30 protein-coding genes are annotated in these 26,117 nt (G+C 68.0%); 17 read left to right on the top strand and 13 right to left on the bottom strand.

Going from position 1 to position 26,117, the window contains the following annotated elements:
* Positions 1–200 precede the first annotated feature (200 nt).
* Together HYG95_RS18950 and HYG95_RS18945 are read left to right on the top strand one after the other, a co-directional pair.
* Positions 201–872: a FadR/GntR family transcriptional regulator gene (locus tag HYG95_RS18950; RefSeq protein WP_181699551.1), complete on the top strand. Its 672-nt coding sequence runs from the start codon at positions 201–203 to the stop codon at positions 870–872.
* 150 nt (positions 873–1,022) lie between these two features.
* The gene (locus tag HYG95_RS18945) at positions 1,023–2,504 is read left to right on the top strand and encodes an MFS transporter (protein WP_181699549.1); all 1,482 of its coding nucleotides are present in this window, start codon (positions 1,023–1,025) and stop codon (positions 2,502–2,504) included.
* Between the two features lie 55 nt (positions 2,505–2,559).
* Here HYG95_RS18945 and HYG95_RS18940 read toward each other — a convergent pair whose 3' ends face one another.
* The 3 genes from HYG95_RS18940 to HYG95_RS18930 all read right to left on the bottom strand — a co-directional run bounded on the left by HYG95_RS18940 (position 2,560) and on the right by HYG95_RS18930 (position 5,911).
* Positions 2,560–3,411 (bottom strand): TIGR02569 family protein, encoded by an 852-nt coding sequence (locus tag HYG95_RS18940; RefSeq protein WP_181699625.1) that lies wholly within the window; start codon positions 3,409–3,411, stop codon positions 2,560–2,562.
* A 108-nt stretch (positions 3,412–3,519) separates the two neighbouring features.
* Positions 3,520–4,701, bottom strand: a complete 1,182-nt coding sequence (moeZ, locus tag HYG95_RS18935) for an adenylyltransferase/sulfurtransferase MoeZ (protein WP_067637377.1) — start codon at positions 4,699–4,701, stop codon at positions 3,520–3,522.
* Positions 4,702–4,900: 199 nt separating this feature from the next.
* On the bottom strand, positions 4,901–5,911 hold the full coding sequence (locus HYG95_RS18930) for a DUF3152 domain-containing protein (RefSeq protein WP_181699547.1): 1,011 nt from the start codon (positions 5,909–5,911) through the stop codon (positions 4,901–4,903).
* Between the two features lie 273 nt (positions 5,912–6,184).
* Between HYG95_RS18930 and HYG95_RS18925 the strand changes: the two genes are divergently transcribed.
* Positions 6,185–6,850 (top strand): TetR/AcrR family transcriptional regulator, encoded by a 666-nt coding sequence (locus HYG95_RS18925; RefSeq protein ID WP_067985004.1) that lies wholly within the window; start codon positions 6,185–6,187, stop codon positions 6,848–6,850.
* A 169-nt stretch (positions 6,851–7,019) separates the two neighbouring features.
* Here the strand turns inward: HYG95_RS18925 and HYG95_RS18920 are convergent, their stop codons facing one another.
* Together HYG95_RS18920 and HYG95_RS18915 are read right to left on the bottom strand one after the other, a co-directional pair.
* The gene (locus HYG95_RS18920) at positions 7,020–7,247 is read right to left on the bottom strand and encodes a DUF3107 domain-containing protein (RefSeq protein ID WP_067491482.1); all 228 of its coding nucleotides are present in this window, start codon (positions 7,245–7,247) and stop codon (positions 7,020–7,022) included.
* Positions 7,248–7,351: 104 nt separating this feature from the next.
* Positions 7,352–7,885, bottom strand: coding sequence for a YceI family protein (locus HYG95_RS18915; RefSeq protein ID WP_181699545.1), 534 nt, complete (start codon positions 7,883–7,885; stop codon positions 7,352–7,354).
* 100 nt (positions 7,886–7,985) lie between these two features.
* On the opposite strand from HYG95_RS18915, the gene HYG95_RS18910 reads away from it, so the two are divergent.
* Positions 7,986–8,843: a helix-turn-helix transcriptional regulator gene (locus HYG95_RS18910; RefSeq protein ID WP_181699543.1), complete on the top strand. Its 858-nt coding sequence runs from the start codon at positions 7,986–7,988 to the stop codon at positions 8,841–8,843.
* Between the two features lie 233 nt (positions 8,844–9,076).
* On the opposite strand, the gene HYG95_RS18905 is transcribed toward HYG95_RS18910, so the two are convergent.
* Positions 9,077–9,766 carry a ferritin-like fold-containing protein gene (locus HYG95_RS18905; RefSeq protein WP_181699541.1) on the bottom strand — a complete coding sequence of 230 codons (690 nt, stop codon included), beginning with the start codon at positions 9,764–9,766 and terminating at the stop codon, positions 9,077–9,079.
* Between the two features lie 28 nt (positions 9,767–9,794).
* Positions 9,795–10,847 carry an alpha/beta fold hydrolase gene (locus tag HYG95_RS18900; RefSeq protein WP_181699539.1) on the bottom strand — a complete coding sequence of 351 codons (1,053 nt, stop codon included), beginning with the start codon at positions 10,845–10,847 and terminating at the stop codon, positions 9,795–9,797.
* 430 nt (positions 10,848–11,277) lie between these two features.
* Here HYG95_RS18900 and HYG95_RS18895 point away from each other — a divergent pair, with 430 nt between their 5' ends.
* The 5 genes from HYG95_RS18895 (at position 11,278) to HYG95_RS18875 (ending at position 16,383) form a co-directional block, all read left to right on the top strand.
* The gene (locus HYG95_RS18895) at positions 11,278–13,017 is read left to right on the top strand and encodes a DEAD/DEAH box helicase (RefSeq protein WP_181699538.1); all 1,740 of its coding nucleotides are present in this window, start codon (positions 11,278–11,280) and stop codon (positions 13,015–13,017) included.
* A 335-nt stretch (positions 13,018–13,352) separates the two neighbouring features.
* Positions 13,353–14,588, top strand: a complete 1,236-nt coding sequence (locus tag HYG95_RS18890; protein ID WP_181699536.1) for a PQQ-binding-like beta-propeller repeat protein — start codon at positions 13,353–13,355, stop codon at positions 14,586–14,588.
* A 26-nt stretch (positions 14,589–14,614) separates the two neighbouring features.
* Positions 14,615–15,223 (top strand): acid phosphatase, encoded by a 609-nt coding sequence (locus tag HYG95_RS18885; RefSeq protein WP_181699535.1) that lies wholly within the window; start codon positions 14,615–14,617, stop codon positions 15,221–15,223.
* Positions 15,220–15,699 carry a GNAT family N-acetyltransferase gene (locus HYG95_RS18880; RefSeq protein ID WP_356985773.1) on the top strand — a complete coding sequence of 160 codons (480 nt, stop codon included), beginning with the start codon at positions 15,220–15,222 and terminating at the stop codon, positions 15,697–15,699. The genes HYG95_RS18885 and HYG95_RS18880 overlap by 4 nt, the downstream gene beginning before the upstream one ends.
* Positions 15,700–15,705: 6 nt before the next feature.
* A complete protein-coding gene (locus HYG95_RS18875; protein WP_181699533.1) occupies positions 15,706–16,383 on the top strand; it encodes an endonuclease V in 678 nt (225 codons plus the stop codon).
* Here the strand turns inward: HYG95_RS18875 and HYG95_RS18870 are convergent.
* The gene (locus HYG95_RS18870; RefSeq protein WP_181699531.1) at positions 16,380–16,823 is read right to left on the bottom strand and encodes a hypothetical protein; all 444 of its coding nucleotides are present in this window, start codon (positions 16,821–16,823) and stop codon (positions 16,380–16,382) included. The two genes, HYG95_RS18875 and HYG95_RS18870, sit on opposite strands and share 4 nt — an antisense overlap.
* A 100-nt stretch (positions 16,824–16,923) precedes the next feature.
* Here HYG95_RS18870 and HYG95_RS18865 point away from each other — a divergent pair, with 100 nt between their 5' ends.
* Both HYG95_RS18865 and HYG95_RS18860 read left to right on the top strand, forming a co-directional pair.
* A complete protein-coding gene (locus HYG95_RS18865) occupies positions 16,924–17,868 on the top strand; it encodes a diacylglycerol kinase family protein (RefSeq protein ID WP_181699530.1) in 945 nt (314 codons plus the stop codon).
* A 252-nt stretch (positions 17,869–18,120) separates the two neighbouring features.
* Positions 18,121–18,375, top strand: coding sequence for a WhiB family transcriptional regulator (locus tag HYG95_RS18860; protein WP_022567051.1), 255 nt, complete (start codon positions 18,121–18,123; stop codon positions 18,373–18,375).
* A gap of 111 nt (positions 18,376–18,486) precedes the next feature.
* Here the strand turns inward: HYG95_RS18860 and HYG95_RS18855 are convergent, their stop codons facing one another.
* On the bottom strand, positions 18,487–20,001 hold the full coding sequence (locus HYG95_RS18855) for a sensor histidine kinase (RefSeq protein WP_067491462.1): 1,515 nt from the start codon (positions 19,999–20,001) through the stop codon (positions 18,487–18,489).
* 31 nt (positions 20,002–20,032) lie between these two features.
* The gene (locus tag HYG95_RS18850) at positions 20,033–20,248 is read right to left on the bottom strand and encodes a biotin/lipoyl-binding carrier protein (protein WP_181699621.1); all 216 of its coding nucleotides are present in this window, start codon (positions 20,246–20,248) and stop codon (positions 20,033–20,035) included.
* 148 nt (positions 20,249–20,396) lie between these two features.
* Here HYG95_RS18850 and HYG95_RS25210 point away from each other — a divergent pair, with 148 nt between their 5' ends.
* A complete protein-coding gene (locus HYG95_RS25210) occupies positions 20,397–20,471 on the top strand; it encodes a 50S ribosomal protein bL37 (protein WP_022597109.1) in 75 nt (24 codons plus the stop codon).
* A 56-nt stretch (positions 20,472–20,527) separates the two neighbouring features.
* Here the strand turns inward: HYG95_RS25210 and rsrA are convergent, their stop codons facing one another.
* The gene (gene rsrA / locus HYG95_RS18845; protein WP_181699618.1) at positions 20,528–20,791 is read right to left on the bottom strand and encodes a mycothiol system anti-sigma-R factor; all 264 of its coding nucleotides are present in this window, start codon (positions 20,789–20,791) and stop codon (positions 20,528–20,530) included.
* An 11-nt stretch (positions 20,792–20,802) separates the two neighbouring features.
* Positions 20,803–21,438, bottom strand: coding sequence for a sigma-70 family RNA polymerase sigma factor (locus tag HYG95_RS18840; RefSeq protein WP_067491716.1), 636 nt, complete (start codon positions 21,436–21,438; stop codon positions 20,803–20,805).
* A gap of 201 nt (positions 21,439–21,639) precedes the next feature.
* Between HYG95_RS18840 and ybaK the strand changes: the two genes are divergently transcribed.
* Entirely contained in the window at positions 21,640–22,131 is a 492-nt protein-coding gene (gene ybaK / locus HYG95_RS18835) for a Cys-tRNA(Pro) deacylase (RefSeq protein WP_181699528.1), read from the top strand.
* An 88-nt stretch (positions 22,132–22,219) separates the two neighbouring features.
* Positions 22,220–22,528, top strand: a complete 309-nt coding sequence (locus HYG95_RS18830; protein WP_181699526.1) for a hypothetical protein — start codon at positions 22,220–22,222, stop codon at positions 22,526–22,528.
* A gap of 21 nt (positions 22,529–22,549) precedes the next feature.
* On the opposite strand, the gene HYG95_RS18825 is transcribed toward HYG95_RS18830, so the two are convergent.
* Positions 22,550–23,323 (bottom strand): SOS response-associated peptidase, encoded by a 774-nt coding sequence (locus tag HYG95_RS18825; RefSeq protein ID WP_181699525.1) that lies wholly within the window; start codon positions 23,321–23,323, stop codon positions 22,550–22,552.
* 85 nt (positions 23,324–23,408) lie between these two features.
* Between HYG95_RS18825 and aroA the strand changes: the two genes are divergently transcribed.
* The 3 genes from aroA to HYG95_RS18810 form a co-directional block, all read left to right on the top strand.
* Positions 23,409–24,719: a 3-phosphoshikimate 1-carboxyvinyltransferase gene (gene aroA, locus HYG95_RS18820; protein ID WP_181699616.1), complete on the top strand. Its 1,311-nt coding sequence runs from the start codon at positions 23,409–23,411 to the stop codon at positions 24,717–24,719.
* Positions 24,716–25,720, top strand: coding sequence for a ribosome small subunit-dependent GTPase A (rsgA, locus tag HYG95_RS18815; RefSeq protein ID WP_181699614.1), 1,005 nt, complete (start codon positions 24,716–24,718; stop codon positions 25,718–25,720). Before aroA ends, rsgA begins: the two co-directional genes overlap by 4 nt.
* 101 nt (positions 25,721–25,821) lie before the next feature.
* A partial coding sequence (locus HYG95_RS18810; protein WP_181699524.1) for a hypothetical protein occupies positions 25,822–26,117 on the top strand: 296 nt, incomplete at its 3' end.

Raw genomic sequence — 26,117 nt, 5'->3', positions numbered from 1 at the left:
GGGAGCGCACTCCCACCATCGACCGCATCCCATCGACCATCGACCTGCCCATCGACAGGGGTGAGCCGGGTCAAGGTTTCGGAGGAGGGCGGAGGAGTCACAGGGGAAATCATAGGATGACCCGATGATCGGCGCCAGCAAATGTGAGCGACGAGTCAGGCGTGGGTACCGGCCTGCCCCTTTGCCTTACGCTGGCTCACGTGCAACCCGTCCGGCGCTCCAGCCTCATCGCCCAGGTGACCGAACAACTGCGCGCCGAAATCCGGTCGGGCCGTTGGCCGGTCGGCGGCCGTATCCCTACCGAACCCGAGCTCACCGAACTCACCGGCACCGGCCGCAATACCGTGCGTGAAGCCGTGCAGGCCCTGGTCCACGCGGGCATGCTCGAGCGCCGCCAGGGTTCGGGCACCTACGTGATCGCCACCTCCGAGGTGGGCGGCACGCTCGGCAAGTACTTCGCCGACGCCGAGGAACGCGACATCCTCGAACTGCGTCAGGCGCTCGACACCACCGCCGCGGGCCTGGCCGCGCGTCGCCGCGACGACACCGACATCGCCAACCTGCGCCGCTTGCTCGCCGAGCGCAACGACCGCGACTGGACCAAACCCGACCCGGTGGCCATCGCCGCCGATGTGGAATTGCACCGCGCGATCGTCGTCGCCAGCCACAACGCCGTGTATCTGGAGTTCTACGACTCGCTGCTGCCGGTGATCGAGCAGGTGATCCACGCGCGCACCGCCAAATCCGACGACGCCTACGACAGCGAGCACATCGAACTGGTGCAGGCCGTCATCGACGGCGACGCCGAGCGCGCGATGCAGGCCGCGCGCTGCTTCCTCGGCTCGCTCATCGCCGAGTACCCGGATCGTTGAGTTTCGCCCGGTAACCGAGCTGTCACCTCGGCGCGAATCGCTCGGTGAGCCCGAGTTGGCTCGAATGTCACCTGAGGCCATTGTCACGCAACAACCGGCTTCTACCGTTTCTCTCGACACCGCATCACGCGCCCGATCGAGAGGAAGCCGATGACCGCAATCGCCGCCACCGGCCAGACGACAGACACCGCGTCGTTCGAGTATGAGAAGAAGGGCCGCTGGCTCACCCAGTGGGAGCCCGACAATCCGAAATTCTGGGAATCGGGCGGTGAGAAGACCGCCAAGAAGAACCTGTGGTTCTCGGTGTTCGCCGAGAACCTCGGCTTCAGCGTCTGGGTCCTGTTCGGTTCCATCGTCACCGCCATGGGCGCCGCGGGCTTCACGTTCCTGGAGGGCCTCGGCAAGGGCAACCCGACCGCCGTCGCCAACGCCCTGCTGCTGACCTCGGTGCCCACCCTGGTCGGCGCCACCCTGCGCATCCCCTACACCTTCGCCGTCCCCAAGTTCGGCGGTCGGGCCTTCACCGCCTTCAGCGCGGGCATGCTGCTGTTCCCGACGCTGGGCCTGGCGTACTTCATCAACCAGCCGGGCACCCCGATGTGGGTGTTCCTGCTGCTGGCCGCGCTCGCCGGTGTGGGTGGCGGCAACTTCTCGTCCTCGATGGCCAACATCTCGTTCTTCTTCCCCGAGGGCAAGAAGGGCGCCGCGCTCGGCATCAACGCCGCGGGCGGCAATCTCGGTGTGGCACAGACGCAATTGGCCGCGCCGCTGCTGATCACCCTCGGCACGCACCTGCTGGCCAAGGACGCGGCGGGCTACCGGTTCGGCCTCACCCTCGCCATCCTGGTCTGGGTGCCGTTCATCCTGGTCGCCGCGTTCGGCGCCCTGCGGTACATGGACTCGATCGCCTCGGCCAAGGCCGACGGCAAGTCCTACAAGCTGGCGTTGACCAATCCGCACACCTGGATCATGTCGTTCCTCTACATCGGCACGTTCGGTTCGTTCATCGGTTTCTCGTTCGCCTTCCCGACCCTGATCAAGGCCAACTTCCCGCACCTGACGCAGATCGGCTGGATCAGCACGGTCGGTAACCTCGCCTTCCTCGGCGCCCTCGTCGGGTCGTTCAGCCGCCCGGTCGGCGGGTGGATTTCCGACAAGGTCGGCGGCGCGCGCATCACGGTGATGGTCTTCACCGGAATGGCTGTGGCGGTCGCGTTGATCATGACCGCGCTGTCGATGAAGAGCTTCCCGCTCTACCTCGCCGCGTTCCTGCTGCTGTTCGTGCTCACCGGGGTCGGCAACGGCTCGACCTACCGCATGATCCCGTCGATCTTCGGCGCCACCGCCAAGAAGTACGCCGCCGAACACGGCATGGAGATCACCGAGGCACAGGCATCGGCACGTCGTCAGGCCGGCGCCGCGATCGGCGTGATCGGAGCGGTCGGAGCCTTCGGCGGATTCATCCTGCAGCAGGCACTTCGCTTGTCCAACATCAACTTCGGTTCCATGGCCCCCGCCTTCTGGGCCTACGCCGTCACCTTCGTCGTCATGGCGGGCGTCACCTGGTGGTGCTACCTGCGCACCTCCTTCGCCACCGACAAGGTCCCGTCCCTGGCCTACGCCAACGTCTGACGCCACGAAAGCCGCGCCCGGAATCCCCGACCGGGCGCGGCTTTCGGCATTTCTCCTACAGCACCAGGCGGACCATATCGGCCGTGCGGGCAAGGCCGGGAAAGGCTTCCGGGGTGGAGCGGGGGTGCAGGGCGTGCACGGCGAGGCGGAAGATCAAGGCGCGCAACAGCATCTGTGGCCATTCGGGCAGGCTGGACCAGCGTTCCAGGAGGCCGTCGTCACCGCCGCCCCAGGCCAGCGCGTCGACGACGACCACGCCGGCCGCCCAGGCGGCGGGGCGCCAGTAGGGGGTGATGTCGGTGAGGCCCGGTGCGTGCGCGCCGGAGAACAGGACCGTACCGAACAGGTCGCCGTGCACGAGCTGGTCGGGGCTGCGCACCGGTTTGCGCAAAGTGGCCAGCTGGCCGATCAATTCGAGGCTGCGCTGACCGTCGGGGGTCGCGGTGAGCGGCACGCCGCCGGCGCGCAGGGTGCGCAACGGCACCGACTCCCAGGCTGCGCGGTCGGCGGCGACGAACACATCCACATCCACCCACGGCGCGACGGGCGGCTGCACCAGGAAACGCGGGCGTTCCAGCTGTGCTGTCGCCTTGTGTAATCGCAGCGACACCGACACCACCTCGTCGTGGCGGGGTTCGGGGGCGCCGTCGATGAAGGTGTCGGCACGCCAGCCCGACACCACGTAGCGGCCGTCGGTGGCACGCACCGGCCGCGCGACGCGCACACCGTCGACGGCGAGGGTTTCGCGCACCTTGGCCGACCACGCCGCGCGGGCGTGATCGGCCACCGGGCTCAGCACCACATCGCCGAGCCGCCAGCCACCGTCCCAGTCACCGAGGGAGACCGGCGTCACTTCGCGAAGACCGAATGTGGCCCGCACATGCTCGGGTGGTTCGACTGAAGTCACTGACGTCACGGCCGTACCGTAACCCTGAGGACGCGTCAACAGCCCGAAGGCACGCTGGCACGCGACCCCATTGCGACCTCCCCGCAATCAACGGCGGATCGGTACGGATCAGTACACGGGCAACGACGGATCGACCTGCTTGGCCCACGCGACCACGCCGCCCTGCAGGTGCGTGGCGTCGGCGAAACCGGCGCGCTTGAGCGCGGCCAGCGCCTCGGCCGAGCGGATCCCGGTCTTGCAGTGCAACACGATCGGCTTGTTCTGCGGCAGCTCCGAGAGCGCCTCACCGGACAGGATACGGTCCTTGGGGATCAGCGTCGCACCGTCGATGTGCACGATGTCCCACTCCACCGGCTCGCGCACGTCGATCAGTTCGACCTTGTCGGCGTCGAGCAGGTCCTTCAGCTCGGCGGCGGTGACGGTCGACCCGGCAGCGGCGGCCTGACCCTCCTCCGACACCACACCGCAGAACGCCTCGTAGTCGATCAGCTCGGTGATCGGCTGACGTTCCGGATCGCGGCGCAGCTTGATGGTGCGGTAGTTCATGTCCAGTGCGTCGTAGACCATCAGACGGCCCAGCAGCGTCTCACCGATACCGGTGATGAGCTTGATCGCCTCGGTCACCATCACCGAACCGATCGACGCGCACAGCACACCGAGTACGCCGCCTTCGGCGCAGGACGGGACCATGCCCGGCGGCGGGGCCTCCGGGTACAGGTCGCGGTAGTTGATGCCACGCCCGTCGGGTGCGTCCTCCCAGAACACCGACACCTGGCCCTCGAAGCGGTAGATCGAGCCCCACACGTAGGGCTTGCCCGCGAGGACGGCGGCGTCGTTGACCAGGTAGCGGGTGGCGAAGTTGTCGGTGCCGTCGACGATCAGGTCGTACTCGCGAAACAGCTCGACGGCGTTGTCGGGTTCGAGGCGGATCTTGTGCAGCCGCACGTCGATTCCCGAGTTGATCTCGAGGATCGAATCACGGGCGCTGTCGGCCTTGGACCGGCCGATATCGGACTCACCGTGGATGACCTGACGCTGCAGGTTCGACATGTCGACCTCGTCGAACTCGACGATGCCGAGCGTGCCGACGCCCGCGGCCGCCAGATACAGCAGGGCGGGCGAACCGAGACCGCCCGCGCCGATCACGAGCACCTTGGCGTTCTTCAACCGTTTCTGACCGTCGACACCGAGATCGGGGATGATCAGGTGGCGGCTGTACCGCGCGACCTCGTCCTTGGTCAGTTCCGCCGCCGGCTCGACGAGCGGCGGCAAGGACCCGTTGAAAGACACCTTCGGAACTCCGTTTCACTAGCGGCTGGCGCCGCGGGTTTGCGACCTGTTCCCTTGATCTTCCCTCCCGCCGGGCACTCCTTCGTCGCACCCTCTGGTCAGTCCGGATCAAGGCGGCCGCAAACCGATGGCCGTGTGTATCTACAACACTGCCCGCCATACTGTTCTTCCCGCCCATGGTCTCGCACAGGCGGAGCTGTCAGCCGCGCGGGTACGGCCAGGGGTTGAAGCGGCAGGTCTTGCCGTCGGGCGGGACCACACCGTGCGGGTCGAGCAGGGCGATGTCGTTGTTCTTGGTGCCGAAGGTCTGCTGCATCATGATCGGCGCCAGGCCGCCCTCGGTCTCACACGGCTGGTGGCCGTGGTAGCCGATGGCGTGGCCGACCTCGTGGTTGACGAGGTACTGCCGGTAGGAACCGATGTCGCCGTCGAAGGCGAGCGCGCCGCGCACCCAGCGGGCCTCCGACAGCACCACCCGGTCGATGCTCGCGTTGTAACACGACGAGTCGATGGGGATCTCGAATCCACAAGCGGCGCGGGTGCTTTCGCGGGAGGTGAGGGAGAGCCGGAAGTCGGGTTCGCCGACGTCGATGCGCTGGAACCCGAACTTGGAGTCCTTGGTCCAGCTCTTGGGGTTGGCCAGGGTGGTCTCCACCATCTTGGCCACGGCCACGTCGCCACCGTAGGCCGAGGTGTCGATACCGTCCTCCACCTCGACGGTGTAGCGGAACACCCGCTCGGTGCCCGCCCCGACCTGTGGGCCCGCGCCCGGCACCACATGCCAGGTGCCCGCGCCGCGCTCGACGAACGCGCCGCCCTCGGGGAGCGCGCCGAGCGGCAGGTCGGCGGGGAACTTCCCGTCGCCGGGCGGTGCGCCGATGATGCCGGACTGGGCGACGTTCGGGCTCAACGCCCCGAACCCCGGGTCCACCGGGGCGGGCTGCTTGGCTACGCGCAGCGCGTCGAAGATCACGAACGCCGTCACCGCCAGCAACACCGGCAGCGCGTAGGCCCGCCACCCGTAGGTGGACACGAAGCGGCCGAGGGCGCTCTGCTTCTTGGCGTCGCGCTGTGGGCTGCGCGGCCTGCCGGTGTCGGCTTCGGCGGGATCCCAGCGTGCACGGAGGGGCTGACGCGATCGGTCGGCCGGTTGGTACAGCCCGAGGGGGTCGTAGACCTGCAGTTCCCGCCCTTCTGACTCCGAAGTCACTGAACCGGACTCGGTGGTTTGCGTGGGGCGAGCGACATCGCGCCCGCCGCCGGATGGTCGTTCCGGGCGGTCGGTCACCACACCAGATTCTCACAGTGGCCAAATCGGTGACGCGGGTGGCCGGGGAAGATCCGCCGGTTACGGCCCGGCGAACGTTCCCGCCTGGTACTACATTTCCGTAGGCGATACTCCGGGGGAACACTGTGCGAGTATCGTTCGTGGGACATCGGGCGCACATTCGCCTGCCTGGTGTAGTCGACAAAGAGAGCCGAGATGACTGACCTCGTGGACCGCATGACCTCGCGCCGATCGGTGCCGGAGACGGTCCCGGCAAAGCGCGGCACCCGCCTGCCTCGTGATGAGCGGCGTCAGCAACTGCTGCTCGCGGCGAGCGAGGTATTCGTCCAGCGTGGTTACCACGCCGCGGGCATGGACGAGATCTCGCAGGTGGCCGGTGTCAGCAAGCCGGTGCTCTACCAGCACTTCGCGAGCAAGCTGGAACTGTATCTGGCGGTGCTGCAGAACTATGTGGACATCCTGGTGTCGAGCGTGCGTCAGGCGCTGCGCTCCACCACCGACAACAAGCAGCGGGTGCGCGCCGCCGTCGCCGCCTACTTCGACTTCGTCGACAACGAGATGCAGGGTTTCCGCCTCGTCTTCGAATCCGACCTCACCAGCGAACCGCAGGTGCAGCGCCGGGTCGAACAGGCCACCGAGGCCTGCGTCGACGCGGTGTTCGACCTGGTCGCCCACGACTCCGGTCTCGACCCGTACCGGGCGCGCATCCTGGCCGTCGGCCTGGTGGGGGCGAGCCAGTTCTCGGCGCGCTACTGGCTCGAGGCCGACCGCCCGGTCCCCAAGGACGAGGCCGTCGACACCACCGTGGCCCTGGCCTGGGGCGGCCTGAAGCACGTGCCGTTCCGCCTCTCCGGGTCTTGAGGCCAGACTCGGGTTCGTGGGCATTTCCGAAGGCGGCAAGCCCTCTGGAAGTGGCTGGGTCAGCCCGTACCCGGTGAGTTACCCATGTACTGACGAAATCAGTTGTCTCGTCCGTGACAAGAATGGGCCCGCCTTCGGTGTGAAGGCGGGCCCATTCGTGTTTCGCGTCTTACACGGTGGCGAAGCCGACGCGGCCGACGGCCGGGGAACCGATCTCCACGTAGGCGACTTTCGCGGCCTGGATCAGGAACTTGCGGTTCTTGTCGTCGGTGAGCTTGACGACGCCACCGGAGCCGCTGAGGGCATCGGTCACCAGCGCCTCGATCTCGTCAGGGCTCTGCGAGCTGTTGATGACGAGCTCCCGAGGGCTATCCGAAATACCGATCTTGACCTCCACGGCCAACCTCCGAACGTAAGAGTCCTGTGTTGTCCTCTTCAGGCTAATGCAGCCACCCGACCCCGGTGACACACCCGCCTGCGCTGTGAGCGAACGAGCGGGGATCAGGGTTCGACGAGCTCGATCTCGAGTTCGATCTTGACGGTGTCCGACAGCATGCCCGGCATGGGGCCGCCGACACCGAAATCGGTGCGCTTGATGGCACCGGTCGCGGAGAAGCCGGCGTGGCGCGAGCCGTCGGGGAAGTCGCCGACGCCGCCCCACTCCACCTCGAGGGTGAGCGGCTTGGTGACGGTGCCGAGGGTGGCCTCGCCGGTGACGGTGAAGGTCTCCGCGATGCGGACCGGTTCGGTGGCGCGGAAGCTCAGGGTCGGACGGTTGGCGACATCGAGGAAGTCGGCGTTGCGCACATGGGCGTCGCGGTCGGCGTTGCCGGTGTCGAAGGAGTCCAGGTCGATGGTCGCGCCGATGGTGGCGGCACCGGATTCGTCGACCACGAACTCGGTCTCGAACCGGGTGAAGCCGCCGCGCACCTTGGCGATGCCGAGGTGGCGAACGGTGAACGAAACCGAGGAATGGCTGCGGTCCAGCGTCCAGGATCCGGCCTTCAGCTGCTGTGTCTGTGTCGAAGAAGTCATGCGTCCAGCCTGACCGGACCGTGGTCCGTTAACCAGACCGCCGTTATCCTGGACCTGTCAGGGCCAGGCTGTCAGAGCCAGGACCAGGGAGGATGGAGCAATGCCCGACCAGCTTGGAGCCCGCTCGACCTTCGCCGAACTGCTCATCGCCCGGCGCGCGGAACTGCGCCCCGAAGACGTTGGCCTGCTCGGCGGCGGTCGTCGGCGCACACCGGGACTGCGCCGCGAGGAGGTCGCGGTGCTGGCAGGCGTGAGCGCGGACTACCTGGCCCGGCTCGAACAGGGCCGCGACAGCAACCCCTCCCCGGCCGTGGTCGACGCCCTGGCCACCGCCTTGCGCTTCAACGACACCGAACGCGCCCACTTCGGCTGGCTGGCACTGACCACCAGCAAGGAAGCGCGCTGCCCCAGTACAGCTTTCGACCCGAAGCTCGATCAGGTGCCGCCCGCGCTGACCGCCGTGCTCGACGCCCTCACCCCCACCCCCGCCTTCGCCCTGGGCCCGCGCGCGAATGTGCTCGCGTGGAACGACTCCTGGGAAGACCTCGTCGCCCCGCTCGGCCTGCTCGATGATCCCGAGCAGGTGAACCTGGCGGTCTGGGCGTTCCGACATCCACTGGCACGCACCACCATCACCGACTGGCCGCAATACGCCGACCTGCTCGCCGATCAGCTGGCCCGCACGAGACTGCGCCGCCCCGAAGACGAGAGCATCGCCTCCACCATCGAATTCCTCACCACCGAACCGGAATTCGCCCGCCGCTGGCAACCACACCGCCTCGCCGAGAACCTACCGAGCCTGCTCGGCCTCGAACACCCCACCCGAGGCACCCTCACCTTCACCGTGCAGACACTGTCCGCCGAGAACGATCAGCAGATCGTCATCTGGCTCCCCCGCGAAACCGCCGCCCGCGCACCGGAACTACGCCTGATCCACCCCCAAGCAGCAAACGGCTGACAGATCCGGCAAGAACATGGGTAACTCACCGGGGCACGAGCTAACCCAGCCACTTCCCACAAGCTCGCCGCGTCCCCAGGTCTCCCCGCGCCCGAGTCTGGCCAAGGTCGCGGAGAGGCAGGTGAGCACATGGGTAACTCACCGGGTACGGGCTAACCCAGCCACCTCCGGAAAGCTTGCCGCCTCCACAACTCCCCCGCACCTGAGTCTGGCCAAAAGACCCGGGGAGGCGGTCAGAGCCCTAGTTGGGCCATGCGGGCCGCGTGGCGCTCCTGCATGCGGTCGAACAGGGAGACGATGCCGTTGAGGTCGCCCGTGGCGGCCAGCACCAGTTCGGCCAGTTCGTCGCGCTGAGCCATCACGTACTGCGCCTGGGTGATCGCCTCACCGAGCAGCCTGCGACCCCACAGGGTGAGCCGGTCGCGTTCGGACCGGCTGGCGGTGACCGCGTTGCGGACCTCCTCGACCACGAACTGCGAGTGCCCGGTCTCGGCGAGCACGTCGCGCACCACATCGGCGACCTCGGCGGGGAGCGCGCCGGCGATCTCGGTGTAGAAGTCGGCGGCCAGGCCGTCACCCACGTAGAACTTCACCATCGACTCGAGCCACGTCGACGGGTCGGTGGAGGCGTGGTAGGAGTCCAGCGCGCCTTGGTACTGGTCCATCGCCCGCTCGGTGTCCACCCCGCGCGCGCCGAGCGCCGCCTCGAGCGCCTCGAAGTGCGCCAGCTCCGCGGCCGCCATCTTGGCCACCGCCACCCGCCCGCGCACCGACGGCGCGAGCTTGGCTTCCTCGGCGAGCCGATAGAACGCGGACAGCTCGCCGTAGGCGAGGACCGCGAACAGCTCCGTCACCCCCGGGTGGTCGGCGGACAGCGGTGCGGTCGAGAAAACTTCCGGCGCGGCAGAGGTCTGGGCTCCCATGACCACCAATCGTAGTCGCGATCGCGGATCAGTCGCGATCGGCCAGGAATTTGTCCAGATGCGTCCAGGTGGTGTCGCGGGCCTGTGGTCCGGTGAGAATGCCGAGGTGGCTGCCCGGAACGACCTCGTAGGTCACCGAGGGCGACCCGGTGAGCGTGCGCAAACCGGCCTCGACAGCGGCCTTCGGCGTGATGACGTCGGCGGTGCCGCCGAACAGCAGTACCGGCACCCGCACCTCGGCGAGGTCGATGGTGAGGTCGCGCAGGTGCACCCGGCCCTTGCCGATGTCGTTGGCCAGGATGAACCGGCCCCACAGCTGCCCGTAGAAGCGGCCGGGGTAGCCGGGCATGGCGGCCTGGAACCGATCGATGGATTCCATTCGGGCCAGCGTCTCGGTGCGCGCGATATTGCCCGCGATGAACATCGGCCGCGCCAGTTCGCGGTCGAACGCCGCCACCCGGTAGGCGAATTTCGTCAGCGGCGCGGGGATACCGCCGACGGCCCGCACCACGTTGGTGACCGCCTTGCCGCCGGTGATCCGGGCGACCGCGCGCACCTGCGGCATGCCGAGCATCTTGTCGTAATCGAGCGGCGGGCCGACGCCGGTGACCGAACGGATCGGCAGATCGGCGTTGGCGGCGGTGGTGAGCAGGGCGAAGATGCCGCCGATGGACCAGCCGACGAGGTCGACGGGCGCGCCACCGCGATCGGCGCTGACCCGGCGGATCGCCTCGGGCAGGATGTCGGTGACCCAGTCCTCGAAACCCATCCGGCGATCGGCGAAGCCGATGTCGCCGTAATCGATGAGGTAGGTGGGGCGGCCGGTGGACACCAGGTGGCGAACCAGGCTCTGGTCGGGGCGCAGGTCGTAACAGGTGGCGGGCGCCGCGAGCGGCGGAATCAGCAGCACCGCGGAATCGGTTGTGGCGGAGTCGCTTTCGGTGCCGTAGCGACGCAGCAAGCGGTGCGGTTCGTCCCACAGCACGGTCGAGGGCGCGGGGTCGGGTGCCTCGATGCCCGCGCCGAAGCTCAGCGCCCAGGCGTTACGCGCGGCGGTGGTGACGGTGTCGGTGATGCTCACGACAAGAAATCTCTCACATCCCGGTACCGCCGGTTACAGTGACCTCTATTACATCCGCGACACGCGCGAAAACCGGAAACGGTGAATTGCGCTGCGACGCACTGTGTATGCGGGTGTGACCGGCGGCGATTTCGTTTTTCGTACGACACTCGAACGGCGTGAAATTCGGATTGCGCAGAATATCACGCTACAATCACTGTGGACAACGCTAGTTTCGTAGCCCCGGCACACTTCGCGGGCGCGTCACACCACGGCGCACAGCGCCACCCGGCAGCGTTGACCAGGAAAATGTGCGCGCACCGAATCCGTATCACCGATGTGCCGCGCCGATGACGCAGACGCGATCGGCGCTGGCCCGGCGAGTATCACAGGCGGATATGTGGTCGTCGCGGGCCGACCGGCCCGCCCCACCTCGTGCGTGCGAGATGCAATGACGAGGAAGGCACGTACCCTGAGCAAGATCACTGTCGAACAGGAACCCGGTGTGGCCGACACCCTGCTGACGGCCGAACTGGACGACACCCACACGCCGCCGAGTTTCGCCGAATTGGGGGTGCGCTCCGAAATTGTGCGCGCGCTCGGCGAGATCGGTATCGAACGCACCTTCGCGATCCAGGAACTCACCCTGCCGCTGGCACTGGCCGGCGAGGATCTCATCGGCCAGGCCCGCACCGGTATGGGTAAAACCTTCGGTTTCGGTGTGCCGTTGCTGCACCGCATCGCGACCGCCGACACCGGGACCACCCCGCTGGACGGCACGCCGCGCGCGCTGGTCATCGTGCCCACGCGCGAACTGTGCATCCAGGTGACCAAGGACCTGGAGAACGCGAGCAAGTACCTGACCAACCACCAGGGCCCGCTGAAGGTCGCTGCCATCTACGGTGGCCGCCCCTACGACTCCCAGATCGCCGACCTGAACAAGGGCGTCGACGTGGTCGTCGGCACCCCGGGTCGACTATTGGACCTGGCGAACCAGAACCATCTGATCCTCGGCAAGATCGGCGTGCTCGTCCTCGATGAGGCCGACGAGATGCTCGACCTGGGCTTCCTGCCCGATATCGAGCGCATCCTCACGATGGTGCCCGACAAGCGTCAGACGATGCTGTTCTCGGCGACCATGCCCGGGCCGATCATCACTCTCGCCCGCACCTTCCTGACCAAGCCGACGCACATCCGCGCCGAGCTGGCCAACGATTCCGCGGTGCACGACCGCACCAAGCAGTTCGTCTACCGCGCGCACGCGATGGACAAGGCCGAACTGGTCGCCCGCGTGCTGCAGGCCGAGTCCCGTGGCGCGACGATGATCTTCACCCGCACCAAGCGCACCGCGCAGAAGGTGGCCGACGATCTGGCCGAGCGCGGGTTCGCTGTCGGCGCCGTGCACGGCGACCTGAACCAGGTGGCCCGGGAGAAGGCGCTCAACAAGTTCCGCAACGGCACCATCGATGTGCTGGTCGCCACCGATGTCGCCGCGCGCGGTATCGACATCGACGACGTCACCCACGTCATCAACTACCAGTGCCCCGAGGACGAGAAGACCTACGTCCACCGCATCGGGCGCACCGGTCGCGCGGGTCGCACCGGCGTGGCGATCACCCTGATCGACTGGGACGAGCTGCACCGCTGGGAGTCGATCAACAAGGCGCTCGGCCTGAACATGGCCGATCCCGCCGAGACGTACTCGCGCTCGCCGCACCTGTATTCCGACCTCGGCATCCCCGAGGGCATCACCGGTGTGGTCCGCAAGCCGAAGCCGGAGCGCGACGAGGACGCGGTCGTCGTGGAGCGCACCGAGCGCCCCAAGACCACGCGCAGCCGCCGCCGCACCCGTGGCGGCAAGGCCGAGTCCGCCGAGACGACCGCTTCGGAGACCACCACCGAGGAATCGTCGGACGCGAGCGACATCACCGAAGGCGACAAGCCCGCCCGCCGCCGCCGTCGCCGCCGCAAGCCCGCCGAGGGCACCGACGCGACCACCGAGTCGGCTGCCACTGATTCGGCGGTCTCCGAGTCGGCACCGACCGATTCGGCCACCACCGAGTCGGCTCCGGCCGATTCGACCCCCGCCGACGCGACCGATTCCGACGCCGAGCCCAAGCCCGCTCGCCGCCGCCGTCGCCGCAAGCCCGCGGACACCAGCGCCGATACGCAGGTAACCGTCGACGCCTGACCGCACCAAGCACCACCCGAAACGGCCCGCCATCACCAGATGGCGGGCCGTTCGCGTACTGACCCGGCATAAGTGCCCACTACCTTCAGCAGGCAAGCACATGGGTAACTCACCGGGGACGGGCTAGGGTGACCTGCTACCCCGTCTGGCCGCCGACGCAACCCTCACCGCACCTGAATCTGGCCGAAATCCCCGGAGCAGCAGTCCAGCACATGGGTAACTCACCGGGTACGGGCTACCGCGACACACCGAATCGTCTGGCCGCCGACGCAAAGTTCACCGCACCTGAGCCTGGCCCAAATCCCCGGGGAGGCGGATGAGCTAGGGTCGCTGGCGTGGTTGTTCCGGAGCGGCGTACCCGTGCCGATGTCATCGCCGCCGTAACGATCGCCGTTGTCTGCCTGGTCGCGGCGGCCGTCGTCTGGGCGCGTGCCGACGCCACCGGCACCGATTCCGTCACCGCCGACTCCCCCGCACCGACCGTGGTGGCCGCGACGCAGTTGCCGGGCACGCTGCGCGAACGGTGGCACGCGGCGGACTCGGCGAGTTCGCGGGCGCTCGTGGCCGGGAATGTGGTTGTCACCGGCGACGAAGGCACGGTGAGCGGGCGCGATCCGGTGACCGGTGAGCAGCGGTGGTGGTACCGGCGGGACATGCCGTTGTGCGGGGTGGAGGCGCAGTGGGGTTCGGTGATCGCGACCTACCGCGATCAGCGTGGTTGCAGCCAGACCACCATGCTCGACGCGGACACCGGTGGCCGCAGCATCGCTCGCAGCAGCTACATGGACGACGCGATCCGGCTTTCCGGCGACGGCACCTATCTGCTCGCCCTCGGTGCCGACCGGCTGGAGATGTGGCGTTCGGATCTGGTCCGCACGCTCGAGTACGGCTACGTGGACGCGCCCGTGAACCCGAATACCCAGCCACGCAACGGATGTGAGCTCCGGTCTGCCGCGTCGAGTTCGTCGCGGCTGGCGGTGATCGAACGGTGCCCGGACGATCCGGGCGCCCGGCTGACGGTGCTCGCCCCGTCGCCGAAGGAGGCCACCGCACCCGAGGAGCACGGCTCGCGCCTGCTCACGGCACCGGGTGCCGACGCCGCCGAGGTGCGGGTGATCGCGGTGTCGGATGCCAAGATCGCCGTCTACTATCCGCCGACTCCGGCCACCGCGACAGGACTCGCGCAACCGGCCCGCATCGCCGTGCACGACGGCACCGGCAACGAGGTGTCCTCCGCCGCGCTGGCCGAACCGTGGACCGACCGCACCACCGTGACCCGGCTCGGCTCGGCGATCTACGTGTTCACCGGGAAGACCTTGATCGCCTTGAGCGCCGCCACATTACAGCCCACCTGGACGGTGCGCGACGTGCTCGGTGCCCCGGCGTCGATGGCGGGCAAACTGCTGGTCCCCGTCACCGACGGCATGCTCGCGGTGGATTTCGCCACCGGAACGACCGTTGCCCGGATCGCGGTGCAGCGCAGCGGTTACCGCGGCGACCCGATCAGCACGGCGGTGCTCGGCGACACCGTCTTCGAACGACGCGGTGGCAGGCTCTACGCACTCGGCTGAGCCCGCCGGGCTGTCATGATGGAGCCATGTCCGCATCCGACGCCCGTTTGGTCCTGCTCCGCCACGGTGAAACCACGTGGTCCGCGCAACGGAAGCACACCAGCCACACCGATCTGCCGTTGACCGAGCTCGGCGAGGCGCAGGCCCGCGCGGCCGGGCTGGTCGTGAAGTCCCTCGACCTGCGTGATCCGCTCGTCTTCACCAGCCCCCGCCGGCGTGCGCGCCAGACCGCCGAACTGGCCGGGCTCGCCGATATCCACGTCGACGACGAACTGGTCGAATGGGATTACGGCGACTACGAGGGCATCACCACCGCCGAGATCCGCGAAACCGTCCCCGGCTGGACCGTGTGGACTCACCCGGTGCCCGGCGGTGAGACGGCCGAGCAGGTGAGCGCCCGCGCCGACCACGTCCTCGACCGCGCCGAGCCGGTCCTGGCCGACCGCGATGTGGTGCTGGTGGGGCACGGACACTTCTCCCGCGTGCTGATCGCCCGCTGGGGCGAGTTCGCGGTGCGCGAGGGGCGGCGGTTCGCGATGTCGACCGGCGCGGTGAGCGTTCTCGGTTACGACCATGGGGCGCATACGATCTGGGCCCACAACCTGACTCACCGCACCGAAGGAGACCTCCGTTGAGCGTGCGTCGCGCCACCGCAACCGACGTGCCCGCGATGGTCGGGCTCGTGCACGATCTCGCCGAGTACGAGAAGGCTCCCCAGGCGTGCACACTCACCGAGGCGCAGCTGAGCGCGGCCCTGTTCGGGCCGTCGCCCGCCGTGTTCGCCCACGTCGCCGAGCACGACGGCGAGGTGGTCGGGTGCGCGATCTGGTTCCTGAACTACTCCACCTGGGACGGCGTGCACGGCATCTACCTCGAGGACCTCTACGTGCGTCCCGAAGCGCGCGGCACGGGGCTCGGTCGCGCCCTGGTCGCGGCCTTGGCCGCCGAGGCGGTCACGCACGGCTACAGCCGGGTGTCGTGGTCGGTGCTCACCTGGAACACACCGTCGATCGAGTTCTACCGATCCCTCGGTGCCACAGCGCAAGACGAATGGATCGGGTATCGGCTCGCGGGAAAGGAACTGTCCGCGCTCGCCGCGTCGGTGCGGTGATATCGGATGCGCATAGCTCTACCGCACGATTGGCCCGCCACACCCGAGGACGCCGTCGCACTGCAAGATCGGCTACGCCCGCTGGTTCGCGCCGAAAACCCTGTGCCACCGCAATTCTCGACAGTGGCCGGAATCGATTCCGCCTACGCCGAGGACGGGACCGTTGCCACGGCGGCGGTAATTCTCGACGCGCAAACCCTGGAGACCGTGGAAACGGCGGTGGCATACGGTGTTTCGACATTTCCCTACGTGCCGGGCCTGCTCGCTTTCCGGGAACTCCCCGCCACCGTCGCCGCACTCGAAAAACTCACGCGCACACCGGATCTGCTCGTGTGCGATGCGCAGGGCCGGGCACATCCGCGCCGATTCGGCCTCGCCTGTCATGTCGGATTGCTGACGGGAATTCCGACGATCGGTGTCGCCAAATCGGTGTGGGGCGAATACGGCGAACCCGGGCCGCGACGCGGTGACAGCAGTGCGGTGACGATCGACGGCGAGATCGTCGGCCGCGCACTGCGCACAAGGGACGGTGTGAAACCACTGTTCGTCTCGGTGGGTCATCTCGTCGACCTCGACACCGCCTGCGCTCAAGTGCTCGCGCTCACGAAGAATTACCGGCAACCGGAAACGACTCGCGCCGCCGACCACCTGTGCCGCCAGGCGCTGCGCGCGAGGACCGGCTAACGCTCTTCGGGCAGCTCGCCGTAGTCCTGCGCCATCCACCGGCTCGACGCGGGTGCGAACAGGGCGGCCAGGCCGCCGAGCGCGACGATGGCGAGCAGGGTGCCGTACAGCGGCTGATGCGAGTCGGTCAGCAACGACCAGGCGACCGGCAGCAACAGGATCTGCGCGATGACCGCGATGGCCCGGCCCCAGCGCTTGCCGCGCAGCAACGCGATCCCGGCCGCGAGCACCCCACCGAACAGCGCGATGAACCACATGGCCGTGCCGACCCCGCTGGCCACCGACTGGTCGTGGCCGGTCAGCGCCCGCACGATCAGCACGACCGCGGTGCCGACACCGGCAAGACCCTCGAGGGTGACGATCGCACCGGCCACCCGCACCGTCGTCGGGATACCGCTCTCGGCCTGCGCGCCGTCGTCGTGCTGGTCGCCTGTGGTCATGTCGTGCTCCGTCACGGCGCCAAGCCTACGACGACGCGTCGTCGGGTGCCGTCGGCCGGGCGGGAACCGGCATCCGGGCACTCGCATTACCCTCGACCCAGTGCGGACGCTGCTCATCGTTAATCCGAATGCCACCTCGACCACGCCGGCCACCAGGGACCTGCTCGCGCATGCCCTGGAGAGCCGGACGCAGCTGACCGTTGCGCACACCCAGCATCGCGGTCACGCGGCCGAACTGGCGCAGTGGGCATCGACCCAGGAGATGGACCTGATCGTCGTGCACGGTGGCGACGGGACGGTCAACGAGACCATCAACGGCTTCCTGCCCCTGCCTCAGGTGGAAGACGATCAGGTGTGGCGGCCCCGCCTCGGGGTGATCCCCGGCGGCTCGGCCAATGTGTTCGCCCGCGCCCTCGGCATCTCTCCCGATCCGGTGACAGCTACCAACCAGCTCATCGATCTGCTCGGCCGCGACGCGGACCGCCGGATCGGGCTCGGTCTCGCCGATGACCGGTGGTTCACATTCAGCGCCGGAGTGGGCCTCGACGCGGATGTGTGCGAGGCGATCGACGCGGCCCGCGCCAAAGGTCGCAAGGCCACTCCGGCGCGCTATCTGCGGACGACGGTTCGGCAGTTCTTCCGCGCGCGCAGGCATGAACCGAGCGTCACCGTTACCGTTCCGGGACACGATCCGGTGGAGTCGGTGTATTACGCCTTCGTCACGAATTCGAGCCCGTGGACCTATCTGGAGGATCGTCCGGTTCGCACGAATCCCGGTACGACCTTCGAAACGGGACTCGGGGTGTTCGCGATGGGGACGATGAGTGTGACGCGCACCCTGTTGCTCGCCCGGCAGTTGCTGAGCGAGAATGGAAACCCTAAGGCGGACGCACTGTTTCGGATCGACGATGTCGATTCGGTTCGCATCGATTCGCCCGGTGAGATCGGCCTGCAAATCGATGGCGACTTCATCGGAAAACGCAAGATGGTGCATTTCACATCAGTGCCGAGCGTGCTCGATGTGGTAGCTCCGAAGCCCGTCTGAGCAAGGAACTCTCGAAAAAATCTCCGGGTTGCGCTGCGAAAACCTGGAGACGCGAGTACAAAGGACCGGGCAGGTGCCCCATGTGGGCAGCCTAGAGCGTGATCTCCCCCACGGTGCGCCGCAGACCTATTGACATCTACGGTGATCGTGAAAGCATTCACAAGCAACCGTGCGGAAACATTCGAGTCGCACAAGTGAACGATCCACTAACCAGAGGTGCCCTTTGTGGCGCCCGCGCAAAGGAGCAGAGGAATGGACTGGCGCCACAAGGCCATCTGTCGCGACGAGGACCCCGAGCTGTTCTTCCCGGTGGGTAACAGCGGTCCTGCGCTCGCGCAGATTGCCGATGCCAAGCTGGTCTGCGCCCGCTGCCCCGTCACCGCCGATTGCCTGTCGTGGGCCCTGAAGTCGGGCCAGGACGCCGGCGTGTGGGGCGGAATGAGCGAAGACGAGCGTCGCGCGCTCAAGCGGCGCAACGCGCGCACCCGTACGCGTACCTCCGTCTAGGTAGACAAGACGGGCGTTACCGGGCCAGCAGCCCCGGTCCGGTAACGCATGTGAGAACCCGGCACCCATGGGTGCCGGGTTTATTGTTGCCCTGCAACAGTTTTCGAAGCTCTATCGTGCGGAACGGCGGCCGAGCGGAACCCGCAGCACCGCGTCGGTACCGACATCGGCACCGGGGTGCAACCCGATCGAACCGCCCAGTTCCGAAGTCACGAGAGTCCGCACGATCTGCAGGCCGAGGCGGTCGGAACTCTCCAGGCTGAAGCCGGTGGGCAGGCCACGACCGTCGTCGCTGATGATCACGTCGAGCCAGCGCGCCGAACGCTCCGAACGAATCGTCACGGTACCGTTCTGCCCCGCGTCGAAGGCGTGCTCGATGGCGTTCTGCACCAGTTCGGTCAGCACCATCACCAGCGGGGTCGCCCGCTCGGCCGAGAACACACCGAGCGAACCCGCGCGGCGCACCTTGATGCGCGCGGTGTGCACGGTGGCCACGTCGGCCATGATCGGCAGCAGCCGGTCGACGACCTCGTCGAGGTCGACTTCCTCGTCCACCGACATCGACAGCATCTCGTGCACCGACGCGATCGAGGTGACCCGGCGCACCGATTCCGTCAGTGCCACTTGGGCTTCCGGATTCTCGGTGCGACGCGCCTGCAGCCGCAGCAGCGCCGCGACGGTCTGCAGATTGTTCTTCACCCGGTGGTGGATCTCACGGATGGTCGCGTCCTTGCTGAGCAGGGCGCGGTCGCGGCGCTTCACCTCGGTGACATCGCGCACCAGCACCGCGGGCCCGGCCAGCTGCCCGCCCGGCCGCATCACCAGGGTGCGCAGCAACACCGTCGCACCCCGCGCCTCGACCTCCATCCGGCGACCCGTACGGCCCGCGAGCGCGGCCTGGATATCGGCCACCACCTCTTGCGCGTCGAAGGGGTCGGTGATGAGCGAGCGCGTCGTCACCGCGAGATCCTGCCCGACCAGGTCGGCCTGCAATCCCATCCGGTGGTAGGCCGACAGCGCGTTCGGGCTGGCGTAGACCACCTGGCCCTGGGTATCGAGCCGGATGAAGCCGTCCCCCGCGCGCGGGCTGGAATGGGTGGCCGCCCGGTCCTCGGGGGTGGGGAAGCTGCCGTCGGCGATCATCTGGCACAGGTCGTCGGCGGCCGACACATAGGCCGTCTCCAGGGTGGAACGCACCCGGGAGCGCTGCAGGTCGCCGTCGCGGCTCAGCACGGCGATCACGTCCTCCCCGCAGCGCACCGGAATGGCCTCGCGCACCGCGTGCACCGGGCTCGCGTCCGCGGCGCCGCTCACCCGCACCTCGGTGTCGGTGCGCACGGCGGCCCCGGCGAGCAGCGCGTCGAACACCTGCGGGAAGTCGGTCCGCGACGCGGTGGTGCCCACCTTGTCGTCGAGGTGCACCGTCGGCGCCGTGGTGGGCCGGATCTGGGCCACGCACACCACGTCGGCGCCGTCGGCCACCGGGCCGGCGCCCACCCACAGCAGCAGATCCGAGAACGACAGATCGGCGAGCAACTGCCAATCGCCGACCACTCGTTGCAGATGGTCCACGGCGGTGCCGGGAAGGTCGGTGTGTTCGGCCAGGAGCTCGCTCAGTGTTGCCACGCTGGATCTACCGCTTCGTTTCTCGTGTGACTTACGCGATGGTGGCGATCAGGTCGCCCGCCTGTAGAACCTGGCCAGGGGAGACGTCGACCGAGGTGACCTCGCCGTCCACCTCGGTGAGCACCGGGATCTCCATCTTCATGGACTCGAGCAGCACAAGGGTCTGATCGACGTGCACGTGATCACCCACCGCCACCTCGACAGCGAGCACGGTGGAGACCATCTCCGCGCGCACTTCTTCCACCATGACACCCCGTTCGTAGTCGTGTCGGCCACCGCGCTCGCGGCCGTGGCCGTATCCGCCGAAGCTACAGCCAACCACACGTGAAACAATGGCTCTCGATCAGATTGTGCTCCGCGCTGCGGCGGGGAGGACCCAGAGAAGGGAGCTACCTATGGGTAAGCGCGGACGTAAGAAGCGCAGCCGTAAGGGCAACGCAGCCAACCACGGCAAGCGGCCCAACGCCTGAGCCAGGCTCGGGACACGAAAAAGGGGCACCCGTCGGGTGCCCCTTTTTTGCTGCCGTCAGCCTTCGGTCGACTCGACCCTGGTGACGGTGATGCAGCGGTGGATCTCCACCTTCAGCCGTTCCCGCAGACCCTCGGGTGCGTGCTCACCACCGCACTTGCGGTTGAGCAGACCCTTGATCTTCTCCTCGATGCCGTAGGCCTCGATGCAGGGGCTGCAGTGGTCCATGTGTTCCTGCAACCGCGTGCGGGTGGCCTCGTCGCATTCACCGTCGAGCATGAGCCACACATCCGCGAGTACGGCGGTGCAGTCCATCTCCATATCGGGGTCGCTCACTTCGAAACCTCCTGGCGTTCCCCACGGTCGAATCCACGGTCGCGCGCCACCCCGGCGAGCAGACCTTTGAGTTGCTTGCGGCCGCGGTGCAGCCGCGACATCACGGTACCGATCGGGGTGCCCATGATGTCGGCGATTTCCTTGTACGGGAAGCCTTCGACGTCGGCGTAGTACACCGCCATCCGGAACTCCTCCGGCAACTCCTGCAGCGCGGCCTTGATCTCGTCGTCGGGCAGGGCGTCGAGGGCCTCGACCTCGGCCGAACGCAGACCGGTCGAGCTGTGCTCGGCGGTGGCGGCCAGCTGCCAGTCGGTGATCTCGTCGGTCGGGTACTGCGCGGGCTGGCGCTGCTTCTTGCGGTAGGAGTTGATGTAGGTGTTGGTCAGGATCCGGTACAGCCAGGCACGCAGATTGGTGCCCTCTTTGAAGGACTTGAATCCCTGGAACGCCTTGACGTACGTCTCCTGCACCAGGTCTTCGGCGTCGGCCGGATTCCTGGTCATCCGCAGGGCGGCGCCGTAGAGCTGGTCGAGCATCGGCAGCGCGTCGCGCTCGAACCGGGCCGCCAGCTCGGCTTCGTCGACTTGCGCGCCGGACGCCTCGGTAGGCACCACGTCATCGTCGCTCGTCACACCAATCCCTTCGATCGCCGTAGCCACCGAATCTACCGGCAGCACGGTGTCGATGGGCAATCGCACGTCCCCCGACGCGAGGGGACGCTCCTCGAGCAGCAGTGTCACTATCTCTCCTCACGTTGTCTCGGGGGGTGTCACTGCTGTGCAACAGGCACTCCCCCGGCTGTGTTCCCGATCGGCCGGTTTTAGGGTGTGCTCATGGCTGCCGCGTCGACGCCCGCGATCAAGGTTCTTACCGCTGCGAAAATCGCGCACGAGGTCCACTCCTACGCCCACGACCCGCGTGCGGACTCCTACGGCGCGGAAGCTGTCGACGCGCTCGGCGACGCGCTGGGTGTGGTGGCGGCACAGGTGTTCAAGACCTTGGTGATCGAGCTCTCCACCGGCGCGCTGGCCGTCGCGGTCCTTCCGGTACCCGCCAAGTTGTCGCTCAAGGCCGCCGCGGCCGCGCTCGGTGCGCCGAAGGCCGGCATGGCCGACAAGACCAAGGCCGAACGAACCACCGGATATGTACTCGGCGGGGTCTCCCCGCTCGGGCAGCGCAAAAGGCTGGCAACCGTCGTCGACGCCTCGGCGCTGGAGTGGGATCGGGTGCTGTGCAGCGCGGGTAAACGGGGCCTGGAGATCGAGCTCGCGCCCGCCGATCTGGTGCGAGCAGCAGGCGCGGTGACGGCTCCGATCACCGCGTAGCAATCCGATCACAGTCCCGTTCCGAATCCACTACCGACGCATTCCGCGCCCGGTACGACCGATTCGACCCGAGGATGTGATGCGAAAAATGTCCACTCGCTCGACGATCGCCACCCTGTCCCTCGCCCTGATACTCGGCTTCGGCGCCGCGGAGGCCGCCGTTCCCGCCGCGGCGATCCCACCGGTGGCGCCGTCCGCACCGACCGAACCCGGCGACTACCCGCTCAACGGCCAGGGCACCAGCCCGAAGAACGCGCCGGAAGCCGAGAACAACGAGCAGGCCGAGAAGACCGAGAACCTCGGCGGCGGACTGGCCACCGAGATCATCGACCTGGTCACCGGCGCCATCAAGTGCGGTCTGAACATCGCCACCGATTCGGTGCCCTGCCCACTCTGAGTTCCCGGCGGCCGGGCACGATCACAACAGTGTGGTCTGCCCGGCCTCTTCGTCGGGAACCAGCAGTTCGGGACCGTTGTTGCGCACGTTGTTCACTAAGGTGGACACCGGTCGCGCGACGATATTCGCCACCTCGTCCGCGGCAGGCCCGCCGAGCAACTCGGCGGGTGCCGGATGGTCCGGGTCCAGCCAGGCGTCCCAGTGCTCACGCGGCATCGGTAAGGGCATGCGGTCGTGGATGCGGGCCAGCTCGCCCACGGCGTCGGTGGTGAGGATGGTGCACGACATCAGCGGTTGCGCGTCGGGCTTGCTCCGGTCGCGCCACACCGACCACAGTCCGGCCATGTAGATCTGCGAACCGTCGGCATGGGACATGAAGAACGGCTTCTTGACCGCCTTGCCCTTGCCGGTCGGAGCGGGTCCGACGAGCCACTCGTACCAGCCGTCCATGGGGACCAGGCACCGCTTGGACTTGGCCGAGTCACGGAACGACGGTGCCGTGACGATCTTGTCGGCCCTGGCGTTGAACAGCGGTTTGCCCTTGGCCGGAACACCCGGCTCGGCCGCCTTGGTCCAGTGCGGGATCAGCCCCCAGCGCATCCGGCGGATCCGCAGGCGCGGATCGTCGTCGGGATGGTCGTGCTCGTGGCGTTCGACCACGGTGAGCACCTGGCTGGTGGGCGCCACGTTGTAGCTCACCGTCTCGTCGGGGTCGTCGAGATCGGTTTCGTCGACCGCGTCGAGCTCGGCCGCCAGGCGACCGGGGTTGGTCGTAGTCGCATATCGTCCGCACATGAGAACCATGGTGGCACCGGAGTCCGACAAATTCGGCCGACGCGGCGACGCGAATTCCTACGCCACCCGTGTGTCCGGACCGCACATGAGAGAGGATGGGCGGGTGAGTTTCTGGCCAGCGCCCCACATCGAGGTCCCCGTCCACGCGACCGTGACCCTGCCCGGTTCGAAATCCATCACCAATCGCGCGCTCATCCTCGCCGCACTGGCCGATGGGCCGTCCACCCTCACCGGTGCCCTGCGCAGCCGCGACACCGACCTGATGATCGCCGCCCTGCGCGCCCTCGGCACCGAGATCGTCGGCGACGCCGAAACCCTCGAGGTCACCCCCGCACCACTGCACAGTGCCGCCGTGGACTGCGGCCTCGCGGGAACCATCATGCGGTTCCTGCCGCCCGCCGCCGCCCTGGCCACCGGCGATGTCGCCTTCTTCGGCGACGAGCAGGCCAGGCACCGGCCGCTGTCGACCATCCTCGACGCGCTGCGCAGCCTCGGCCTCGACATCGAGGGTGACGCGCTGCCGTTCGTGGTGCACGGCACCGGGACCCTGCGCGGCGGTGAGGTCACCATCGACGCCTCCGGGTCCTCGCAGTTCGTGTCGGGCCTGTTGCTCTCGGCCGCCCGTTTCGAGCAGGGCATCACCGTCAACCACAGCGGTGGTGTGCTGCCGTCGATGCCGCACATCGAGATGACAGTGGAGATGCTGCGCCGCGCCGATGTCGCCGTCACCACCCCGAGCGACGTGCGCGGCGCGCAGACCTGGACGGTGGCGCCCGGCCCGATCCGCGCCGTCGACTGGGAGATCGAACCCGACCTGTCCAACGCGACGCCGTTCCTGGCGGCGGCCGCGGTCACCGGCGGCGAGGTGAGCGTGCCGATGTGGCCGCGCGGCACCACCCAGCCAGGTGACGTGATCCGCGAGATCCTGGTCCGCATGGGCGCCGAGGCTCGCGTCTTCGACGGGATCCTCACCGTGCGCGGGCCGGAACGGTTGGCCGGCATCGATATCGACCTGCACGACGTCGGCGAGCTCACCCCCACCGTCGCCGCGCTCGCCGCGCTGGCCGATTCGCCGTCGGTGCTGCGCGGCATCGCCCATCTGCGCGGGCACGAAACCGACCGTCTGGCAGCGCTTTCCGCCGAGATCAACCGGCTCGGCGGCAATGTCACCGAGACCGCCGACGGGCTGGAGATCGTGCCCGCCCCGCTGCACGGCGGGCAGTGGCATTCCTACGCCGATCACCGGATGGCCACCGCCGGTGCGATTCTCGGCCTGCGGGTGCCCGGTATCGAGATCGAGGACATCGGCACCACCGCCAAGACCCTGCCGACTTTCGTCGCGCTGTGGGAGCAGATGCTCGCGCCGGCGTTATCGGGTGAAGGAGTGGCGCGCTGAGTCGCCGAGGACGCACCGCGGCCAGCTACGACGAATCCGATGTGCGGATTCGTCCCGGCAAGGCCTCCTCCCGCCCGCGTACCAAGACCCGGCCGCAGCACAACGACGCCGAGGACGCCATGGTCGTCGCGGTCGACCGGGGCCGGTGGGGGTGTGTCCTCGACGGTGACCCCGACCGGCGCATCGTCGCCATGCGGGCCCGTGAGCTCGGCCGCACCCCGATCGTCGTCGGCGACCGGGTGGGCGTCGTCGGTGATCTCACCGGCAAGCCCGACAGTCTTGCCCGGATCGTCCGGGTCGCCGATCGGCGAACGGTGTTGCGGCGCACCGCCGACGACACCGATCCGTTCGAGCGGATCGTCGTCGCCAATGCCGAGCAGTTGTTCATCGTCGTCGCCCTGGCCGATCCGCCGCCGCGCACGGGATTCGTGGAACGGACCATGGTCGCCGCGTATGCCGGTGGGCTGGAACCGATCCTGGTGCTCACCAAGCGTGACCTGGTGGCCGAGTCCGAATTCGCTTCGGCCTTCGAGGGTTTGGACCTGAAGATCCTGTACGCGGGGATCGACGACCCCATCGAACCGGTGGTCGAGATCTTGCGCGACCGGCTCACCGCCCTCATCGGGCATTCCGGGGTCGGCAAGTCGACGATGGTGAATCGCCTTGTGCCCGACGCCTATCGGGCGGTCGGCGAGGTATCCGGCGTGGGCAAGGGCAAGCACACCTCCACCCAGTCGGTGGCGCTGCCGCTGCCCGGTGGGGGCTGGGTGATCGACACACCGGGCGTGCGGTCGTTCGGTCTGGCCCACATCACGCCCGACGACGTGATCGCCTCGTTCACCGATCTCGCCGACGCCATCGAGGACTGCCCGCGCGGCTGCACCCACCTCGGGCCGCCCGCCGACCCCGAATGCGCCCTCGATCAGCTGCCCGGTGTCGAGCGACGGGTCGCCGCGATCCGCCAGTTGCTCACCGCGCTGATCTCCAATGAGGCGTGGTAGCACTCGATCAGCGCGCGAATGGGTCTCGGTCGGATTGCGAATTCGACTCGCGTTCGCTCGCGTTCACGACTGCGACACTCCGCGCCGGTACGGTCATGCCCATGAAGCCACCGGCGATCGGATACCTGCGCCGCGACATCTCGGGTGTCGCCCAGTCCTGGGACGAAACGCAGATCCGATCCCTAGCCGAACGCCTCGGCTACCGCTTCACCAAAACGGTGGCCTTCAGCGACCGCACCACCGATCCGCTCGGCCGCCTGCTCGACGTGGTCGCCGCGACCTCCGCCGCGGCCGTCGTCATGCCGAGCCTGGCCCACCTCGGTGACGACTTCCCCCACACCCTCCTCGCCGCCTGCGACATCGTCACCGTCGCCCCCGAGGTGACCCACACCCGCAC

The organism is Nocardia sp. GTS18 (assembly GCF_013839555.1).
In the GTDB taxonomy this organism is placed as follows: domain Bacteria; phylum Actinomycetota; class Actinomycetes; order Mycobacteriales; family Mycobacteriaceae; genus Nocardia; species Nocardia rosealba.
Note: the sequence above shows the minus strand (reverse complement) of the source record. Positions and strands in the feature narration are given on the sequence as shown.

Coding starts and splice junctions, on each gene's coding strand:
- HYG95_RS18945 (WP_181699549.1), top strand. CDS start 1,023: ATGACCGCAATCGCCGCCACCGGCCAGACGACAGACACCGCGTCGTTC.
- HYG95_RS18925 (WP_067985004.1), top strand. CDS start 6,185: ATGACTGACCTCGTGGACCGCATGACCTCGCGCCGATCGGTGCCGGAG.
- HYG95_RS18915 (WP_181699545.1), bottom strand. CDS start 7,885: ATGACTTCTTCGACACAGACACAGCAGCTGAAGGCCGGATCCTGGACG.
- HYG95_RS18910 (WP_181699543.1), top strand. CDS start 7,986: ATGCCCGACCAGCTTGGAGCCCGCTCGACCTTCGCCGAACTGCTCATC.
- HYG95_RS18905 (WP_181699541.1), bottom strand. CDS start 9,766: ATGGGAGCCCAGACCTCTGCCGCGCCGGAAGTTTTCTCGACCGCACCG.
- HYG95_RS18895 (WP_181699538.1), top strand. CDS start 11,278: ATGACGAGGAAGGCACGTACCCTGAGCAAGATCACTGTCGAACAGGAA.
- HYG95_RS18885 (WP_181699535.1), top strand. CDS start 14,615: ATGTCCGCATCCGACGCCCGTTTGGTCCTGCTCCGCCACGGTGAAACC.
- HYG95_RS18875 (WP_181699533.1), top strand. CDS start 15,706: ATGCGCATAGCTCTACCGCACGATTGGCCCGCCACACCCGAGGACGCC.
- HYG95_RS18870 (WP_181699531.1), bottom strand. CDS start 16,823: ATGACCACAGGCGACCAGCACGACGACGGCGCGCAGGCCGAGAGCGGT.
- HYG95_RS18860 (WP_022567051.1), top strand. CDS start 18,121: ATGGACTGGCGCCACAAGGCCATCTGTCGCGACGAGGACCCCGAGCTG.
- HYG95_RS18850 (WP_181699621.1), bottom strand. CDS start 20,248: ATGGTGGAAGAAGTGCGCGCGGAGATGGTCTCCACCGTGCTCGCTGTC.
- rsrA (WP_181699618.1), bottom strand. CDS start 20,791: ATGGAGATGGACTGCACCGCCGTACTCGCGGATGTGTGGCTCATGCTC.
- ybaK (WP_181699528.1), top strand. CDS start 21,640: ATGGCTGCCGCGTCGACGCCCGCGATCAAGGTTCTTACCGCTGCGAAA.
- HYG95_RS18830 (WP_181699526.1), top strand. CDS start 22,220: ATGTCCACTCGCTCGACGATCGCCACCCTGTCCCTCGCCCTGATACTC.
- HYG95_RS18825 (WP_181699525.1), bottom strand. CDS start 23,323: ATGTGCGGACGATATGCGACTACGACCAACCCCGGTCGCCTGGCGGCC.
- aroA (WP_181699616.1), top strand. CDS start 23,409: ATGAGAGAGGATGGGCGGGTGAGTTTCTGGCCAGCGCCCCACATCGAG.